The organism is Flavobacterium sp. LM4, assembly GCF_002017935.1.
GTDB lineage: Bacteria > Bacteroidota > Bacteroidia > Flavobacteriales > Flavobacteriaceae > Flavobacterium > Flavobacterium chungangense.
Map to the genome: position 1 here is coordinate 2,614,887 of NZ_MUFW01000001.1, position 17,671 is coordinate 2,632,557.

At 32.9% G+C, this 17,671-nt stretch carries 17 protein-coding genes; 8 read left to right on the plus strand and 9 right to left on the minus strand.

Annotation, left to right across the window (positions count from 1 at the left end):
* Position 1: 1 nt before the first annotated feature.
* Complete coding sequence (locus BXU10_RS11685) at positions 2–2,212, minus strand: fasciclin domain-containing protein (protein ID WP_078227480.1); 2,211 nt, start codon at positions 2,210–2,212, stop codon at positions 2–4.
* 779 nt (positions 2,213–2,991) lie between these two features.
* On the opposite strand from BXU10_RS11685, the gene BXU10_RS24995 reads away from it, so the two are divergent.
* On the plus strand, positions 2,992–3,147 hold the full coding sequence (locus BXU10_RS24995; protein WP_180908083.1) for a hypothetical protein: 156 nt from the start codon (positions 2,992–2,994) through the stop codon (positions 3,145–3,147).
* A gap of 610 nt (positions 3,148–3,757) precedes the next feature.
* Here BXU10_RS24995 and BXU10_RS11700 read toward each other — a convergent pair.
* From BXU10_RS11700 to BXU10_RS11710, 3 genes are all read right to left on the minus strand, one after another.
* Positions 3,758–4,297, minus strand: a complete 540-nt coding sequence (locus BXU10_RS11700; RefSeq protein WP_078227481.1) for a DUF3575 domain-containing protein — start codon at positions 4,295–4,297, stop codon at positions 3,758–3,760.
* Positions 4,298–4,385: 88 nt separating this feature from the next.
* Positions 4,386–5,522: a helix-turn-helix domain-containing protein gene (locus BXU10_RS11705; RefSeq protein ID WP_078227482.1), complete on the minus strand. Its 1,137-nt coding sequence runs from the start codon at positions 5,520–5,522 to the stop codon at positions 4,386–4,388.
* A 233-nt stretch (positions 5,523–5,755) separates the two neighbouring features.
* Positions 5,756–7,303, minus strand: coding sequence for a S41 family peptidase (locus tag BXU10_RS11710; protein ID WP_078227483.1), 1,548 nt, complete (start codon positions 7,301–7,303; stop codon positions 5,756–5,758).
* Positions 7,304–7,610: 307 nt separating this feature from the next.
* Between BXU10_RS11710 and BXU10_RS25000 the strand changes: the two genes are divergently transcribed.
* From BXU10_RS25000 to BXU10_RS11720, 3 genes are all read left to right on the plus strand, one after another.
* On the plus strand, positions 7,611–7,772 hold the full coding sequence (locus tag BXU10_RS25000; RefSeq protein WP_180908080.1) for a hypothetical protein: 162 nt from the start codon (positions 7,611–7,613) through the stop codon (positions 7,770–7,772).
* Positions 7,773–7,814: 42 nt separating this feature from the next.
* The gene (locus BXU10_RS11715) at positions 7,815–8,321 is read left to right on the plus strand and encodes a PRC-barrel domain-containing protein (protein WP_078227484.1); all 507 of its coding nucleotides are present in this window, start codon (positions 7,815–7,817) and stop codon (positions 8,319–8,321) included.
* Between the two features lie 202 nt (positions 8,322–8,523).
* Positions 8,524–9,612 (plus strand): SGNH/GDSL hydrolase family protein, encoded by a 1,089-nt coding sequence (locus BXU10_RS11720; protein ID WP_078227485.1) that lies wholly within the window; start codon positions 8,524–8,526, stop codon positions 9,610–9,612.
* A 276-nt stretch (positions 9,613–9,888) separates the two neighbouring features.
* Here the strand turns inward: BXU10_RS11720 and BXU10_RS11725 are convergent, their stop codons facing one another.
* Positions 9,889–11,379, minus strand: coding sequence for a S41 family peptidase (locus BXU10_RS11725; RefSeq protein WP_078227486.1), 1,491 nt, complete (start codon positions 11,377–11,379; stop codon positions 9,889–9,891).
* Positions 11,380–11,436: 57 nt separating this feature from the next.
* On the opposite strand from BXU10_RS11725, the gene BXU10_RS11730 reads away from it, so the two are divergent.
* Entirely contained in the window at positions 11,437–11,817 is a 381-nt protein-coding gene (locus tag BXU10_RS11730) for a hypothetical protein (RefSeq protein ID WP_078227487.1), read from the plus strand.
* 252 nt (positions 11,818–12,069) lie between these two features.
* Here BXU10_RS11730 and BXU10_RS11735 read toward each other — a convergent pair whose 3' ends face one another.
* The 3 genes from BXU10_RS11735 to BXU10_RS11745 form a co-directional block, all read right to left on the minus strand.
* Entirely contained in the window at positions 12,070–12,960 is an 891-nt protein-coding gene (locus BXU10_RS11735; protein WP_123921982.1) for an alpha/beta fold hydrolase, read from the minus strand.
* A gap of 141 nt (positions 12,961–13,101) precedes the next feature.
* Positions 13,102–14,250 (minus strand): AraC family transcriptional regulator, encoded by a 1,149-nt coding sequence (locus BXU10_RS11740; RefSeq protein ID WP_078227488.1) that lies wholly within the window; start codon positions 14,248–14,250, stop codon positions 13,102–13,104.
* A gap of 224 nt (positions 14,251–14,474) precedes the next feature.
* Positions 14,475–14,891, minus strand: a complete 417-nt coding sequence (locus BXU10_RS11745; RefSeq protein WP_078227489.1) for a thioesterase family protein — start codon at positions 14,889–14,891, stop codon at positions 14,475–14,477.
* 332 nt (positions 14,892–15,223) lie between these two features.
* Here BXU10_RS11745 and BXU10_RS25005 point away from each other — a divergent pair, with 332 nt between their 5' ends.
* Both BXU10_RS25005 and BXU10_RS11750 read left to right on the plus strand, forming a co-directional pair.
* Positions 15,224–15,373 carry a hypothetical protein gene (locus BXU10_RS25005; protein WP_189328084.1) on the plus strand — a complete coding sequence of 50 codons (150 nt, stop codon included), beginning with the start codon at positions 15,224–15,226 and terminating at the stop codon, positions 15,371–15,373.
* Entirely contained in the window at positions 15,363–15,791 is a 429-nt protein-coding gene (locus BXU10_RS11750) for a hypothetical protein (protein WP_078227490.1), read from the plus strand. The genes BXU10_RS25005 and BXU10_RS11750 overlap by 11 nt, the downstream gene beginning before the upstream one ends.
* A gap of 521 nt (positions 15,792–16,312) precedes the next feature.
* Here the strand turns inward: BXU10_RS11750 and BXU10_RS11755 are convergent.
* Positions 16,313–16,717, minus strand: a complete 405-nt coding sequence (locus BXU10_RS11755) for a helix-turn-helix transcriptional regulator (RefSeq protein WP_078227491.1) — start codon at positions 16,715–16,717, stop codon at positions 16,313–16,315.
* Positions 16,718–16,895: 178 nt separating this feature from the next.
* On the opposite strand from BXU10_RS11755, the gene BXU10_RS11760 reads away from it, so the two are divergent.
* Positions 16,896–17,456 (plus strand): hypothetical protein, encoded by a 561-nt coding sequence (locus BXU10_RS11760; RefSeq protein WP_078227492.1) that lies wholly within the window; start codon positions 16,896–16,898, stop codon positions 17,454–17,456.
* Positions 17,457–17,671 lie beyond the last annotated feature (215 nt).

Genomic DNA, 17,671 nt, shown 5'->3' on the forward strand with positions numbered 1-17,671 from the left:
TTTATTCTGTATATAAAAGATAGTTGTCTACTAAATGGATTAAGGTTCTGTCGGCTAAGTTGTTACTTTTGTTTGCAATGAAGTTGGCAGATCTGTTTGAGTTATCAATAAAAGTCAAGACTCCTGTATCACTCATAACACTTACGTAAGTTTTTTCATCTTTACTGTCTTTTCTTAAAGTTTCAATTTGTCCTGCTTCAAGTCCGTCGTCAGAAACAGTTTTATTAACCAGGATATGGTATTGTATAAATTCTACAACCTGAAATTGTTCGAATGAAGATGTAGGTGCAAAAGTAGGTGCACCAGTAATTTTATCTCCTGGAAGTTTCCCATCTTTCACAGCCTGTATAATGGCTGCATTGTTTGGAACAATAAATGTATAAGAATTACCTATATTTACTCCTCCAATTTTGTCTCCAGCAAAAGCGATACTCGAATTTTTCAGATAACTGTAGAAATTAAAATATTCTGACCCTGCCACAGCTAAATTTCTAAGGTCTGTTCCCGGGGGCTGTTCACTAAATTCAAGCAGCTTATCAATATAGTAAGTACGTCCGTTTTGCTGGTCTTCATATCCAAGAATATTGGCCATGTTTTCTAAAACTTCATTTCCGGCGGCATAAACCTTATTGTTACTCCATTTGATGTATTCGCCGGCAATGTCCATGTCTCCGGAGCGTATAATTCCGGAACCCGATAAATCATTTAGTTCTCCATTAGGAGTAGGGACAATACAATTGTATAAAACACGCAGTAAACGCAGTCTGGCTGGTGTTCCAGATAAAGCAGCACCATTAATTGGAGAAACATAATTCCATTCGGATCTGGCAGTATTGTACTCATATCCAAGTCCACGTAATACTGTATCCGAAGGTAGAAACAAGGTGTATTTTTGATTGATATTGCTGATAATTTCCCTGTATGAAGAACCATCATTAAACAATCGTGTAGCTAAAGTAAATTTAGGATCCAGATAAGCTGAGGTGTACACACTGTAAAATAAATTTGACGCCTGTACTTTGTTAGTTCCGTAAAAGAAACCATTACTTAATACTTTGGCTTCTTTTACATCTGTATTTAAGTTGAATCTTAATTCTTCATCCAAACCGTTGTTAAATGAACCTAATTTTGATGGCCATACAGCACCCTGTACCATGTGTGCTTTAAATAAATCCTGAAAAATATATTGAGGAAGTTTGTCAATGGATGGGTAGTTCTTAAGTAAAACTTCGTCAATGAATTTTTGTAAAGATGTATTATCAGGTGCAAATAGGGTATAAGCATCACTCTGCCCATCATTATCTGCCTGCTTTAAAAAGTTTTCATTATTAGGGGAATAAGGCAAAGTGGGGTCATAGTATTTTACATAAACATCGTCGTTTTTGCCAGAAAAATTACGGTAGGTTGTAGTAGCAGATTGGTTAAATGCATAAATAACCAGATTGTCCTCAAGTAACTTACGGAATTGACTGTACTGACTGTTGTTTTCTAAATACTGATCTAAATTTACCAAAGGAAGTGATACTTTGGTAACTTCGTGGATAATTCCATTTTCAGCCACAATATCTGCTTCTTTTACACTTCCACCTAATAAATTAAAGTCGGTATAAGTTGAACCTGGAAAGAAAAAATTGTAGTCATTCGAAGTTAATCCCTTTGCGGCAAAATACTCTTTTTCAAAATAAGAGATATATTTGTTATTATTGTCTCCTGAAAGATAACCTCCATTTCTGTTAGATCCGACAACAACCATGGGTTTACCGTTTATGGTTTTGTTTTGAAAGCCATCGTAAAAGGCAGTTCTTCTTCTAAAGGCATTATCCGGAACCCATCCCGTACCTGATTGATAGTCAGAAAGCTGATCTGCACGGAAAGCATTGTATATGAGAGCATATTTTACAATTTTTGAAGCAGTTTCAGCATCAACTTTATTTACATCTGAAATACCCTGCTCTTGAAAAAATTTCGTAAACGCCTCATCATTCGGAGCCATCATGGTCCAATATCCTGCTTTACCTAAGATATCCTTGTATCCGGCTTTTTCAATTAAAACCAGAAGATTTTTAAAATTTCCACGAGCTTCTAGTTGTTGGTAGATAGGAGGTTCTAAAGAGTCAGGTCGCTCGTAGTAATCATCATAAGCATCCTTACTGCAACTTGAGAGAAGGACTAAAAATGAAAAGATAAGTAGATGGTGTATTTTTTTCTTCATTCTTGGTTAATTTATTATATTGAAAAGGTCAGTTAGTTTTAACTTTTTTTTAGTAAATACGAATATGTCAAACCTAAAAGGTTCTGTTGCTAATTCTATCCTGCACTATCCTGTTTTTTTTAGTATGTGTTTTTTATATCTATAATAAATATTGATATTATAATTTATATGTTAATATTTGAAAAATATGTAAATTCCAGTATTTGTAAGGCTTTGTGTTCTCTGTATTTATAGGCGATTATGATTAAAATGCTCCTGCTTTTTAGAGAAAATTATAGAAAAATGTAAAAAAAAGAATATTGGAAGGTATTTTTACAAATGAGAAGAGAATTTTTTTGAAGAAAATTCGCACGCAGTTAGAGAGGTTAACACTCTAATAGACTGAGGTTTTGACAGAAAATCGTCGTAATTATGAGTTGAAGACTAAAAAAAAACAAAAGGTTTAATCTCGATTGATAGTATCAGGTAAAAAATAATTCACTTCTTTTTAGGACAGTGTCTAGAAAATATTCAGAAAATTATCATTTGCTAGGAAAGTTTGTTTTAACACTTTTTATGTTAATTTTGCTTAACATAATTTGTTTTTGAAACTCTAAACATTTAAAATTTATCTGGAAAAAAGGTTCTTGTAAATCATATATAGCAATTCCTTTAAATGCATTAATTTAGCTCTCTACATTAATATTGTGAAGATTTTTTATTTCGGCCATTATAAAAGTACTTTGTCTGTTGCCAATGCTTTCAATAGAGCCTAATTTGTTGAATTCAAAATTCTGATAATGTGTGTCTTATTTCGTTTTGTTGTCAACGAGCGAAAAGATCTTTATCCGGATGCTCAGGCATTATGTCGGACCTGGGCGAATGTTTTAAGAGATAAAATAGCCGAAGTCATAGCACTTGGATGCAAACACGTAAAATTTGATGAGCCAATGTAGATAGAGTCTACTGGTAAGCATTTTATCAATAAGTTTAAAGATGGTTTGTTTGTCATCGTCTTCGAGCTGTTGTATGAGTCTCATTTGCTCAACGGCTGTTTTATCTTCCATCACAACTTCGGTTGGAATTTTGCCATCGTAATTAATAATTTGGTCAGTAGTCCCCCGTTGGTGTAAGCAGAATTAATTAACGGCTAGCGCGCGATGCCTCAGGCTCGTGCCTACAAAGAAATCTGGTCAAGCTACAAAAAAAAAGGTGTTGCGATCAACCCTGCCCACAAATAGTACAGGAGCATGGCTTATGATGCTCGACCGTGGTTATACCTGATTGCGCAAATATGTAGACAACGATAGCGTGGAAATTTTTTCCGTGCCCTCAATATAAGACCAAACAACACGATAACGCTGATTTGTAATCCGTGTCCGCAACGATGAGTAACAAATCAACTGGTGACCTGCTTAAAACATAATATAAATCGTAGCATTTGTAACGTGGTTATTTAAACAAGGCTAATCTTTGAACAGTAAATAAAAATGATTCAAAACAACCAAAAAGCAGTTCAATTTTGAACTACTTTTTGGTTAAACTAAATCTGTTTTTTAAGTTTTATTAAAATCTATACCCGGCACTCAGTCCAAATTTTGCAACAATAGTATGGTCTGTTTTATTTGCATTGAATAACAGACCTCCATAACCAATGTTCGCTTCAAGAAGGAATCCGGTTTTACTGACCCATTTCCAGCCTCCACCTGCACCGAGAGCTAAATCAATAACATCCGGGTTTTCTGTATATAGGGAATGATCTTCTGATGCATATATTTTTTTACCATCTGTAGAAGTCAGCATTCCAAATCCTTCAACAAACCAGCCTGATGCATATTTTTTACCAAAGTATCTTCTGTAATACGGAGAGATTGAATAATTTAAATCTTTTTCATTTGTTGTATTGTCAAACACATAATAAACAGAAAGTCCTAATGACGAATTATGATTTAAATGTCTTTCGTAACCAACCTGAAAAGATTGCCATAAAGGAGCAAGTCCATTTAATTTGATTTCATTATTTTTCTGATAAGGATCAGTTTCATTTTGTGCTTTAGAAGAATAAAAGACAAACAAAACAATAAGCAGTAAAAAGTTTTTTTTCATAAAATGTGATTTGAATTATTGAGTTCCAAAATTCACATAAGAAAAATTAAAGAAGGTCTCAAAAGCTTAAAAATGTATAAATCGGTACTTATTTGCAGCTATTTTTATATTCATTTGGTGTCTGACCGGTAACTTTTTTAAAGGCTTTAAAAAAAGTCGTTTTCGAAGTAAAGCCGGATTCCAGCCCCATTGCCAGTAAATTATAATTGTTATATTCAGAATTGGAAATCATTTCTTTGACAGCTTCAACCCGATATTGATTGATGTACTGCGCAAAATTGTCTCCTGTTATCGTATTTACAATTTGTGACAGGTATCCCGCGCTTATGCCTAGTTGTTCTGCCACTTTCTCTCTGTTTAATGTACTATCAGTATAAAGGTGCTGCTCTTTGCAAAGAAGTTCCAGTTTTTGAAAATAAAGATTATCTGCCGTGATAGATTCCCTGTATTCTTCGGGATTGTCAGTTTCAATAATTTGCATATTGGTATGTGAAATAGCCAAATCGTTGTTCAAAAAATTGTAAATAGCCTCTTTGTTTTTGGCTAGTTTGTATTTGTAAAGACCATTATAAGCGGTCCAGTGAATAATGATTGTAGCAGATAAAGCCAGAACGTTCATAGCAGGAGAAATGTCATATTGAAGAAATAAGCCCACCAAAGCGGTAATAATAAAGGCGAATAATAATGAGGAAACAATTATTAATAAGGGAATAATCCATTTTTTTTCCTCTGGATCTTTTAAATGCTTTATCATAAAATAAGAGTAAAGTAACAGAAACGGGATGAAGGTAACCGCTAAAATAAGGTGAATCAGACCCAGTATATTGATTAAACCAATGCCTGACTCAGGAATAGTATAAATTCCGGCGACATGATCAAGATCTTGTATAATATTAAGAACAGCAGAATAGACAAACGGAATAAAACACAAATAAATTTTTTGTTTGCTTTTTACACGATCATCAACTCTGTTTATTATAAACAGAAATAGCAAAGCAGGTATTAGAAATGTCCACTCAATATGGTTAATAAAGTGTAGAAAAGGATAGCGGGTAAAGGCATCTTCAATCTCAAAAACATGATTCAGTAAAATAATGGAAAGCGTAAAAAGTAAATAGGCCAGATATTTATTTGAATTACTATTGAACAAGGAAGACTTTAAAATAATTAAACCTAAAACAATTCCCTGAAAAACTGCAATATTTAAAAGTGTAGTATAAATCAATTTTTTAATTTTTTAAACAGAGCTTATTTCATACGCGTTGATAAGACGAATTTATAGTACTGCGGATAATTTTCTTAACGGATTAAGAAATGATTAACTAAAGGGATAAAGATGATATAATGCTCCGATTGTGAGCGCAAAAAAGATTGCTAAAGATTTTTATTCAGAAAAACAAAAAAACTCCAGATTTCTCCGGAGCTTTTATAGGTTTTAGGAAGTATAAAAAATTACGATCATTTCATTTTTATAAGTTTAAGAGTAAATTCCATTTGCGTATCCTTCTGTTGGAAAAAATCATCTAAAGAAGGCCATACTTCGTAGTCTGGCATAATACCGTGACCATCTGGCTGATTATCTTTTTTGGGTGCATCCTGTACCAGGTTTACAATTGAAAATTGTGTTTTTATCTTTGAATTCGGAAGTTCATAAACCAGTGGCGTATGTCCATTATGACGATAGTAACCGCCAACGGTCTCAACACCAACGATGGTAACATTCTGAACATAAGCTTTTACCAGAGAAGCAAAATGAGAAGCTGCTGATGCCACATTTTCATTAATCAAAAGGTAAAGTTTGCCTTTAAAGAAGGGCGATTTAGGATGATAAAACGGATTGTATTTTGGGTTTTGTATGCTTATATTATTTTTGAAAACCGGATAAACACCTTTCAGGTATTCTTTTCCCATTTTTCTTGAAACACTATCCAGTCGTTCTGATGTTGAAACACCCCAAAAATATTTTTCGTAAGGTAAAAAGTTGGGGTCAAAGAGTATAGTAGCCTGTACATTTTCTTTGAATGGTTGATCTGTGAGATACATTACAGGCTGTTCAAAGTTAGGGTCACTGCCTCCGGGATTATTTCTAACATCAATGATCAGATTAGAAACCTTGTTTTTGTCCAGTGTGTTAAAAACGCTGTCCAAAAATTGCACATACGGTTCAAATTTGGGATCGTCTGATCCGGATGCCATGCCAAAAGATCTCAGATTTAATATACCTGTATCAGGATTAAGCATGTGAAAACTATAAGCAGACTGTTTCCTGAAATCTGTCAGGTTAGTAACTGGGGCACTAAATCTGTTTTTAATGTTTGTTTCTCTCTCATGCAGCGTTACCGCAGGAAGCACCTTTTTTTTAGGAGAGTCAGATTTTGGGGAGATGTATTCTATTACAAATGCATCATGAAGACCATATTCCAAAAGATAGTTTATCCCAAATGATTTGTTTACACTAGCCGATAACTTTTCTGTAATAGTGTGACCATCTGCAGTATAGTATTTATAAAAAGAGTGCATCAATTCTACATCAGTTACGCCATTTATACTTTTTATTCTCGAACCGGGCGGTATATCTGACGATTGACCATCAAAAATAATTTGTCCGTTAATATAGAGAAGAGGATAAGGGAAAAATGATTTTTGTCTGTTCAGGAAATTTATCAAATCAAGGTTAGGAATAGTATAGTTATGGACACTTCCTTCATAATCGGTCAGACGGAGTATTATTTTGTAAAAATCGATAACACTCATAGGTTTTTTAATGCTTTTAATAGTAGTGTTGTAGATGCTGTCTATCTGTTTTTTAGAGCGATATTGATACAATCCCGAGTTTACTTTTTCACGTATGGCAAGGAGTATTTTAAGGTCCTCATGGATCTGTTTTTTTGAAAGCATTTTATTGTAAATCAGTAAGCTATCCTTATCAAAGCTTTGTCCCTGAATTTTACCAGACAACAAAAATAATAAGATAGTAAAAATTGATATCAGATTTTTATGATTCATAAAGACATACCGTTATTTGATTATAAAAAGATCTGTGCACAATAATTAGAGTCTGGAAAATCAATATTTATAGTTTTAATTTTGAATAGTTTAATATTCACTATTGACAATTCTTACCGATACTCTTATGATAAAAATAAGATAAAATTTATATTAAGACAAATCTTATTGATAACTAATAGTGATAATTGAGGTTTTTTATCTGCTGGGAATTTTATAACATCTATCTGAAATTAAATACTTTACACGCTCATCTCATTTGTAACTTTATGATGAAGTTAAAATATTCATATAAAAATATAAAGTTATGGCAGAAATTAAAATTGAGAAAAAGAGGCCAGTCTGGCCATGGATTGTTGCAGTGCTTTTGATCGCTGGGCTGCTATATTATGTCTTTTTAAGAGACGATGAGGTGCAGAGCGAAACCACCATTGAGAACGTTTCCGGTACAGATACCATTGCAGAGTAAGCCTGAAACCTGGAAGATATAATTGATAAAATTAAAAAGAACATGGAGAATAAAGATAAAAATTTATACAGGCTTGACGAACTTACAGATTATAAGGTAGCTTCAAACTATTCTGATATAAGAGGATGGAAAATCGTTGATGCTGACAATCGCACTATTGGTAAAATTGACAATTTATGGGTCAATAAGGACATGCAACGTGTGGTATATCTGGACGTGAAAGTTGATAAAGAATTAATAGACGACAGCCGTCATGAGGTTCATGATACGATAGTAAATGACAATGGAAGAGAATTTATGTACAAAGAAGGAGACAGCCATCTGATTATTCCAATTGGGTCTGTAAACATCAATAAAGACACAAAAATTGTCATGGCCAACAGTATAACCTATGATACTTTCAGGAGAACAGGAAGATATAATACACAGCATAATTTTGATAGGAACTACGAAAGAAGTGTATTAAAATCATACTATGCTGATGAGGAGTCCCGATCCGGATCTGAAAGTGATGACGATGCTTTTTACAACCGCAGGGAATTTGACTGACGCTAGTGTGTCATTAAAAAGAATTATATCTTTAAAAATAGATACTTTTATAAAAGATGAACTAGTAAAGACCGGATATTTAAGTATGTCTGGTCTTTTTTATCATAGAATGCGCAGCGTGATTATATGCCTGATAAATACTTTGCAGAGTGAAATTAATAGATTAAATAATAACTTTACATTTTTCTAAGTTAATTATATAATGATGATCCATTTCAAAAAGCTACAGGTTTTGGTTTTATTTTCTTTCATTCCATACAGCTACGCACAGCAGGTTGTTAAGCCGGATGATACCAGAATCAATTATACGGGGAGAGTAAATGTTTCGGCAGACTCAACTATGTTTTACTGGCCTGGTACTACAGCAGGTATAACATTTAAAGGGTCTGGCGTTTCAGTAAAAATGAAGTCTTTTAAAGAGAAAGCTTTTTTTTACGCCATAATCGACAAAGATGATAAAAAACCTTTTAAATTTGAAACAGATAATACCCTTACAACTATAAATATAGCCAGAGATCTTGGTCCGGGTATCCATACAGTAGAAATATACAAACTATCAAATTCTACCTCAGTTAATGCATTTTATGGATTTGAACTTTATGGGCAAACAAAATTATTGAAGAACACTGATAATCGTACCAGAAAAATTGAATTCTATGGAAATTCAATTACAGCAGGACATGGTGTAGATGTTCCGGAAGGAGGAAGAGACTCGGGAATGCCGGAAGATTTCAATAATTATTATACCTATGCTGCTCTAACAGCAAGACACTATAATGCTAAACCGTTTATTATTGCGCGCAGCGGAATAGGAATTACGGTAAGCTGGTTTCCTGAAATTATGCCTGAAATATACGATCGTACTGCACCGCTCGATCCTTTAAGTAAATGGGATTTTACAAAGTATACACCGGATATTGTAGTAATTAATCTTTTTCAAAATGATTCCTGGATTGTAAACAGGCCGGAACATGAACAGTTTAAACGAAGATTTGGCACTGAGAAACCATCAGAAGCCTTTATAATTCAATCCTATGCTGATTTTGTTCGTTCAGTTAGAAGCAAATATCCATCGGCGAGTATAATTTGCGCTTTAGGTAATATGGACGCTACCAGGTCTGGTTCCGAATGGCCTGGCTATATCCAAAAAGCCGTTGATCAATTAAACGATAAAAAAATACATACCTTAGTTTTTCCCTATAAAGAAACAGGCAATCATCCCAATAGAAAAGAACAGGAAGCAATGTCAGAACAGCTAATTGAATTTATTGATCGCAATATAAAATGGTAAATAGTTAAGCAATCGGCAATCGTACGTTCACGAGCGAAACACTCGCGCCCAATGTCATTAAGTTAAAGATTAAATGATAAAATGATTGCTGATTTTTGATTAACGATTTTTGATTTCAGATGTAAAAAACTCCTAAAATCAACAATCTAATATTTAATCAAACCAAATCTGAAATCAAAAATCGTTAATACTCAATCTAAAATCTCTTAACTTAATAACATTGCACTCGTGCCAGCCTTTAGATTTGTGATTTTAATTTCTAAATTTCATTGCTGTTTATTGTTTTTTCAACCTTTTAAAATCCTCGATATATAAACCTTTGGCAGTATTTGTAGGGTTGAATGCAGCAAGATTGCCAATCGACAAAGAAGGATTGGTGGTTTTTGCTGTAGTTCGCATAGTTTGGCCTGTAATTAATTCGAGAGCTTTCTTCAAAGAAGGATCTTTTTCGTTTCCAAATTCAACCAGATTTAAGAAAATACTATAAGGATTGATTTCGTAATCAGGTGTAATTTTCGCTGGATTTGCGTCTCTGTCTTTGTTATAATAGGAAAAGGTAATGGGTTGCAATTGCCATTTGTGTTTAGTACTTCGATTGGCATAGGAGATATAATTATAAGCAGGAGAATCGTATAGTGTGTTGGATCCTACAAATTTACCTACAGTTTCTTCGCCTATTGTGACTACGTTAATGTATTTTTTTAGACATTGTATAGTGAGTTCACTGGCAGAAGCAGTTTGAAAACTTACCAGCACATATATTTTTGTCAAAGCAAGGCTGTTTATACTTTCTTCTCTCTGAAAAGTGGGTTCGTTATCAACCAGGTTAAAAATGTTTACTTTTTCGGAAAGATTTTCATAGCCGTCTTCACTATTGTGTTTGTTATTGAAGTCTAAGTAAATATAGGGTTTATTGGTAAAACTGCCATTAATCATTTGCGCCAGAGCAACTGCAGTTTCTAATGAACCGCCTCCATTGTATCTTAAATCTAAAACCAATTCGTTAATTCCATCCGATTTCATTTTAGCGAAAGCCGCGTTGAGTTCGTCATTATAATCGGATTTAAAAGCATTAAAAACCAGATAACCAATGTTCTTTGCTCCATATACTTTCTTTTCGTAATAAGCAACAGGGTTTTCGTCAATTTCGGCTTTTGTTACAGTCAGAGTTCCTGCTTTGTCTGTGGTTACCATACTACTGCTTGTAATTTGCACACTTGCTGCCAGAGTAATGGTGAATTGTGTGTTTTCTAGTTGGTCATAATTACTTGCAGTAAGCTGGCTTCCATTTATTTTTGTAATAACGTCACCTCTTTTCAATCCCGCCAAAGCTGCTGGTGAGCCAGGTACAGTGTAGTTAATTAAAGCTACCATATTTGTATTGGATGCGTCTTTAGGATAAATTCCATAGCTAAAACCACCTTGTTTTTCGACTTCTGCGATTTTTGAAACCTGTACTATTTCATTACTGTTTTCAATCCAGGAAAATCTATCGACAGTTCCTCTTTGATATAGAAGTGAATAAAAAAGCGCATCGGGAGTTTTTCCGTTAATAAAATTGTTATATGATGCGGTAGAAGCGATTTTACTGTCGGACAAATTGGCAACGTTGGGTTGCCAGTAGTACCAGGAATTCATAGCTTTCCAGACAAAGTTGTTAATCTCGTCTGGCTGGGTAGTTGTAGTTTCATTAGAATCAGAATCCTTGCTGCAAGCTGTAAAGGTCAATCCTACAAGTAATGTTGTAACAATATATTTTAATTTCATTATTTTTTTCAATCGTTTAATTTAAGTTAAATTTGTGGGTATAAAAACGCTAAAAGTATGAAAAATAGTATTCCAAAAGCCGTCTTTTTATTATTTTATTTCGGAGTTTTTTTTCTTTTTTCCTGCTCCGGACAACTTTTAGAGATTAAAAACCAAACGTATAAAAGTTATAACAGGAATAATGAGAGAGGATATGTAGTTAGTTTTAAATTAAATGACGCTGCCGTTGTTCCTAAATCGGTTGTAATTAATGGTATTGTTCAGGATATATCCAAAGAAAACAAAATTGGAGATACTTACCAGGTAAATGTGATTGCACAAACTACCCTAATTCATAATTACGAAGTAAAATTAGATAAAAAAGAAAATGGAATTTATTTTGAGAAAAATTCCAATATATTTTTTCAACCTGTAAAATTCAAATTAATCACTGAGTAATTGAAAAAGCAGATCATCTAATAGTAAATGTTTTAGACAATAAATCGTTTATTCATTATCATCAATATTAATTGTTGTTTTAAAGTCAGTAGACTATTTTCTGATGAATACATGAATAGATAGTACAAAGTCGGTCCCGAAAGCTTTGGGGATTGCGCAGTGTTAGAAAGGAACACTTCGGAGAGACTGGGTAAAGAATTTCTAAGATTTGGCAAAAGCAAAAGAGATTTCAATCGAAATCTCTTTTATAACTTATAGTTTTGACAATATTAGTTTAATATTGTCCAGGACAAGTTCCGGCTCTTCAAGTTGAATAAAATGTCCGGATTTTATTGTCGTGATATGTTTAAAATTAGTAATTCCTTCCTTAAGTGATTCCTTAGAGTCGTACCATAATTGTCTATCGGCTGCGTCATGTTCTGCATCTATTTTCATACTTGTTATGGCAATAACCGGAACGTCAGGCAAATTAGGCAGTGTCGCTGTATATTTAAAATCTTCAATTAATTGCAGTGTTTCTAAAGCTATGCCTGAATTTGCACCATTAGCCATTTTATAATTGTTGTAATAGGTGTTTATCTGTTCTTGTGAATAATGATTGTATTTTTCGTGAGAAGCATCAACAAACACTAATCCTGCAACTTTTTCAGGATTTTTTATGGCATAATCTCTAATAATCAAACCTCCTAATGAATGTCCTACGAGTACCACTTTTCTGCCATTTGCAAATTGATTTATCACAGTTTCAAGTTCACTTCTTAATGTATTAATATCCCTTGGCTCAGTATTAAAACCTGATTTTCCATAGCCGGCTCTATCGTATAATAAAACATCAGAATCCAGAAAATTAGATATTGTTATAATTTCTGAGGATTTTCCGGTGCTGTACCAGGAGGTATGATCATTGCCGAGACCTGATTCAAAAACAACCAAATAGTTTGATTTTTTTGATACTGTATATGCCATTAGTTTATGGGTTCCTAAGTCTACAGCAATTCCCGGATATTCTGCTTTACGATCATTATTATCGTCTGAGCATGAAATACAACAGAGGACAGAAAAAGTAATTATGAAAATAGATTTTAATCTAAATTTAATGATTTTGTTTAGCTTTAATTTTCGTGTTTCTTTTTTAAAGTTCATAGTAGTATTTTATTTTTTTAAATAAATCTGATACAAATATTAGTATCATTTACCACTTAAAAGTTCTGATTTATCAATCAGGACTACTTTTAAAATAAACTATAATCTACAGATTCATAATTGGTCAAAAATTAAAAAAACTTAGAGAATTTGTGCTAAAGCGACGTTTACTTTTTTAAATTCTGATGGAGTTTGATTGGTGTTTTTCTTAAAAGTTGTATAAAAAACTGTTTTAGAATTGAAACCCACTTCATAAGCAATTCCTATTAAATTCAAATGCTGCATTTTTGGATCCTGAATTAATTTTTTAGCTTCTTCGATCCGGTAACGATTAATAAATTGGTAAAAATTTTCGTTAAAACCTTTATTAATAATGTACGAAAGTTGATGAGATGAAATATTCAGTTGTGAAGCCAATTTGAATAAACTCAATTCAGGGTTCAAAAAAGGCTTTTGATTGTTCATTACCTCAATTAAAACTGATTTCATTTCCTGTAAATTGATATCAGAAATTAGTTTTTTCTCATTGCTCCCTACATTGAAATTCTCCCGTATAATTACATCCATTTCTTTTTTTTCTTGTTGATTAAGACTTGGAATTTCTTTTTGTTTTAAAGAATAATAAGCAATAAAAAAAACGCCTATCAGATAAAAAAGACTGGCAAAAAGATCGAATGAACTATTGGTTTTTGCCAATTTAAAGAAATTGTCCATTAACCAAAGACCTGTTATAATGAGCACACAAACCACTGTTTTTTGTAACCATGCTAAGTTAATTGCAGATACATTTGAAGTGTACAAAAATAAATTCTTTTGATAGAAAGTAATTTCTCTATAAGCTGCAATGCAATAGAGAATGACCTGTAGACAAAAAAATAAATTAAAAACAGTTATAATTAAAACAGCATTCTTTTTATCGGCAGCAGTTGGAGCGGGGACATCAATTACTAATGAAAGTAAAAGCAAGAGAAAAATTATAAAAGCAAAGGCAAAATGAAAATTATCTTTGATTCGCCATTTTCTATTGGGATGAATAAAATAAATTACACTAAAATAAAAAACAGGAGCAACTATAAAATCTGTTAAGCCAAGAAAATCATTTATGAGCATTCTTGTTTTCGTAAACTCAGTTTTCTCTAATAAATCATTAAACTGAATCAGGAAAATACACAGAATAAAAAAGCCAAACCATCGATTAACCCGACTGTTTAGCTGATTAATATTTGCAAAGATTAAAAATGCCAGTAATAAAGTCGTTCCTGCAACAAAAAAGCTGAATAGTTGATCCATTAAAAGGCAATTTTTTAGGCGTGTATGTAAGTTTAAGTATTTTGAAAATGATAAAAATACTAAATATTTACAGTAATGTTTTTTTATTTTCTCATGAACCTATGAATAGGCAGCACAAAGTTGGTCCCGAAAGCTTTCGGGATTGCGCAGGGTTAGAAAGGAATACTTTGGAGAGCCGGCTAATTTATTAAAAAGTAAATGGTAGTTTAACTTTATTATAGATATTAAACTTCCAATGAAGAGGCATCAGCTAAATTGGCTTTCAATTCTTCAGGTAAATAAGGTCTTCCTCCGGTTGCAGGAATACAAGTTCCTGTAAATACTGCTGAGGTCATTATTTTTCCATTTTTTAGTATTGATTGTTTAAAATGCAGTCTTGGTAATCCCTGAGCATCTGTATATACAGTACAGGTGACATCAAAATTATCGTCTTTTTTGAGGGAGCGTATAAATTTGATCTTATACTCTGATAAAACCATAAAAACACCATTTTCTGCCTGTTGAACGAAATCAAAACCTAGAATTTCCCTAATATAATCATGGCGGCATTCCTCCATATAAAACGGGTAATATAAGCCATCCATAATACCTTGTACATCTATATGTGTGTCTACAACAGTGTAATTTTTTGAGTATTCCATAGTATTGATTATAGAGTTTTAATTTTTATAAAAAACGCAAATATTTTGGGATTATTGCCGTCTAAATTCCCGATCGCTTGTATATGCGCAACGATAGCGGAAATTCTTTCCGTGCCCGTTCCTGTATTAATAAAAGCTGATGTAAAGGTTTAGTTAAAAACTGGATTTTCTTTTTTATAAATCTGTTAAGATATACTTTGCGGGTACGGATTACAAATCCGCGATCGGGGTTTTATTAAATCTGTTAAGATATAGAATGCGGGCACGATTACAAATCCGCACGATCGGGTGTTTATGATATTGCAAAAAATGGATTAAATATATCAAATGGTTTGGATACAACAATGGCACTTTTAGCTCTTTCTCGAAATGGATATGCACAGGCTATTGCAGGAGGGTACTTTTTTACTAATTTTGTTTTGGAGACAACTTTAGATACCAATGTAGGAAAAATAATTGAAAATCAATTAGATGGAAAATAGAAAAATTTATTTTATAGATGTAATTTATTATAATTGCTATTCCTTTTACAGGAGATATGAGAAAGACTTAAATGAATTTTCAGGTCAAGCTTTAACAGCAGTATGCTTATCATTAAATGCTATTGCAATTTTACTTTTATTACAGGAAAATTTTAAAATATTTCTTTTTGAGAATAAATGGTACACTTTATTTGTGTCACTACCAATTATATTGTTTACAGTTATTCGGTATAATAAGCACATAAATATAGAGGAGATTGAAGATGCAATATATACAAAAGAACAACACGAAATCAAAAGATTAAACTTGATTGCAGGTATTTATGTTTTTTTATCAATCTTTGGAACAATTGTTTTTGCAATTGTTTTAGGAGAATTAAATAATCCGCCACCTTTGTGGGAAAAATGGTTTAACTAACAATAAAACCCCGACCGCTCGGATATGTTCGTCAACGATAGCGCAGAAATATTTCTGTGCCCACAAAGAGAATCGACAAAGAATATAAAAAAGAAACCTCGCTTTTCGCGAGGTTTTTTTGTGTTTTATAGCGAGGCTACATTTTTCTGAAAGAAATTCCCCCGCCCCATCTGGTGCTCGATTGCATCGAGTACCTACTTAAATTAAAAGACAAAACGTAGCGTTTGCAACGGTTAAAACAAAGAAACCACTTCATACGAAGTGGTTTTTGTTTTTTTATGAATAAGCTTTTTTTGCTTTATAATCCCCCCGCTCCCCCAAAGACTTCCTTATGAAAAGCTGCACAAACGTCTCTAAACTGCACCAACTTTTTTAGTTGTTATAAATTGTAATCGTCTCAAGAGTCTCTGACTCTTTTTCTGTCAATTCAGAAATAGTTTAAAAATAAGTTAAATCTTATATTTTTTTGTGAAAAGATTTAAAATGAAAGAAGGATACGCAATTAGGGATCAGACAAATAATTATTTATTAATCAATTTTTCAAGCCTCACCATCATTTCATCTTTCTCTTTCAACATACGCTCGTATAACGCAATTTTTTCTTCGTGCAACTGAACTAATTTTTCAATTGGATGAAAAGTAGGATTATGATTGATGCCATTCAATATTGACCCATTGTCAAAAGTATTGGCAATAATATTAACCGCCTGCTCTTCATCAAAATTCTGAAAAGCTTCAACAGGAATTTTCAATACAGCAGAGATTTGTTTCAACAGGTTGTCTTCAATTACATCTTTTTGCTCCAGCATAGAAATTTTCTTTTGGTTCCAGTCTTCACCCAGATTATAAGCCAATGCTTCCTGCTTTATGTTAAGCATTTCTCTAAAACGTTTTACGTTTCTTCCCTGATGAATTTTCTGTTCCATAATGAGTGTTAGTTTTCTGAAGGCTCAAAGATAAAGCCATCTGCATTAAAAAGTCTGAATTTCAAAGATAAAAAAATATCTGTAAAATATCCCTTTGTCAGATAGTATATCCAAATCCGGAATAGTTTATCCTTTTGAAAGAGTAGAACTTCGCTTGTAAATTTTAAATCTTCCCGCCATGAAAAAGAATAAAATGTACTTTGAAACTAATTTTTGGGCAGCCTATGAAGCAGAAAATCCACTTGAGGCTCTTTACTCTTTTTTTGACTTTGCCCAACTCGATTACTACAAGCAGATGTTGAGTGATGTGGTCATGCATTGCCACAGGAGCAAGATATACAAACAAGACAATCCATGCGAAATTTTTGTTTTCTATACTGCTGTATGCTCTTTTATCAAAGTGTGTTATTGCTTAAAGAGGAAAAGCACAAAATGGAAAGTGAAAGGTTCGGGCGATTATCAGTCCATAACGCAGCTGGCTTCACTTAGTAAAGAAGAATATGCGAATCCTTTTTTGGTATTCCAAAGCGCATTTGAAGAGAAAACTCCCGAAGAATTTACTTTTTTTCTCTATGAAATTGTCCAAATCTCATTGTCTCCCCATACAGAAGAGCTTGATTATGATCTCGTAACGTGCTATATCCATTTAATCAGAATGCTCGATGCCGGGCAGATTATGGGCGAAAGAGGCATTGAAAAGATTGAAAAAGCAGAAGAAATTATCCCTGTAAACGAATAAAATATCCTCTGTTTATTCAAAACACTACATTATGAAAACTTCAGAAAAGGGTACGTTTTTTATCTATTTTTCACAGCTTCGGCATTTTTATTCTTTAGGAGTCTTTTTTTGTAGTTACAAAGTAAATGGATGTATTTTATCTAAAATTAAATTTCCACGGCTTCAATAATTACCTTGTAAACATTGGCGATTAACATTTTTGTGTAAATAAAAAA

Bases quoted from the DNA above. Each gene is read 5' to 3' on its own strand.
- BXU10_RS11685 (WP_078227480.1), bottom strand. From the start codon at position 2,212: ATGAAGAAAAAAATACACCATCTACTTATCTTTTCATTTTTAGTCCTT.
- BXU10_RS24995 (WP_180908083.1), top strand. From the start codon at position 2,992: ATGTGTGTCTTATTTCGTTTTGTTGTCAACGAGCGAAAAGATCTTTAT.
- BXU10_RS11700 (WP_078227481.1), bottom strand. From the start codon at position 4,297: ATGAAAAAAAACTTTTTACTGCTTATTGTTTTGTTTGTCTTTTATTCT.
- BXU10_RS11710 (WP_078227483.1), bottom strand. From the start codon at position 7,303: ATGAATCATAAAAATCTGATATCAATTTTTACTATCTTATTATTTTTG.
- BXU10_RS25000 (WP_180908080.1), top strand. From the start codon at position 7,611: ATGGCAGAAATTAAAATTGAGAAAAAGAGGCCAGTCTGGCCATGGATT.
- BXU10_RS11715 (WP_078227484.1), top strand. From the start codon at position 7,815: ATGGAGAATAAAGATAAAAATTTATACAGGCTTGACGAACTTACAGAT.
- BXU10_RS11720 (WP_078227485.1), top strand. From the start codon at position 8,524: ATGATGATCCATTTCAAAAAGCTACAGGTTTTGGTTTTATTTTCTTTC.
- BXU10_RS11725 (WP_078227486.1), bottom strand. From the start codon at position 11,379: ATGAAATTAAAATATATTGTTACAACATTACTTGTAGGATTGACCTTT.
- BXU10_RS11730 (WP_078227487.1), top strand. From the start codon at position 11,437: ATGAAAAATAGTATTCCAAAAGCCGTCTTTTTATTATTTTATTTCGGA.
- BXU10_RS11735 (WP_123921982.1), bottom strand. From the start codon at position 12,960: ATGAACTTTAAAAAAGAAACACGAAAATTAAAGCTAAACAAAATCATT.
- BXU10_RS11740 (WP_078227488.1), bottom strand. From the start codon at position 14,250: ATGGATCAACTATTCAGCTTTTTTGTTGCAGGAACGACTTTATTACTG.
- BXU10_RS11745 (WP_078227489.1), bottom strand. From the start codon at position 14,891: ATGGAATACTCAAAAAATTACACTGTTGTAGACACACATATAGATGTA.
- BXU10_RS11750 (WP_078227490.1), top strand. From the start codon at position 15,363: ATGGAAAATAGAAAAATTTATTTTATAGATGTAATTTATTATAATTGC.
- BXU10_RS11755 (WP_078227491.1), bottom strand. From the start codon at position 16,717: ATGGAACAGAAAATTCATCAGGGAAGAAACGTAAAACGTTTTAGAGAA.
- BXU10_RS11760 (WP_078227492.1), top strand. From the start codon at position 16,896: ATGAAAAAGAATAAAATGTACTTTGAAACTAATTTTTGGGCAGCCTAT.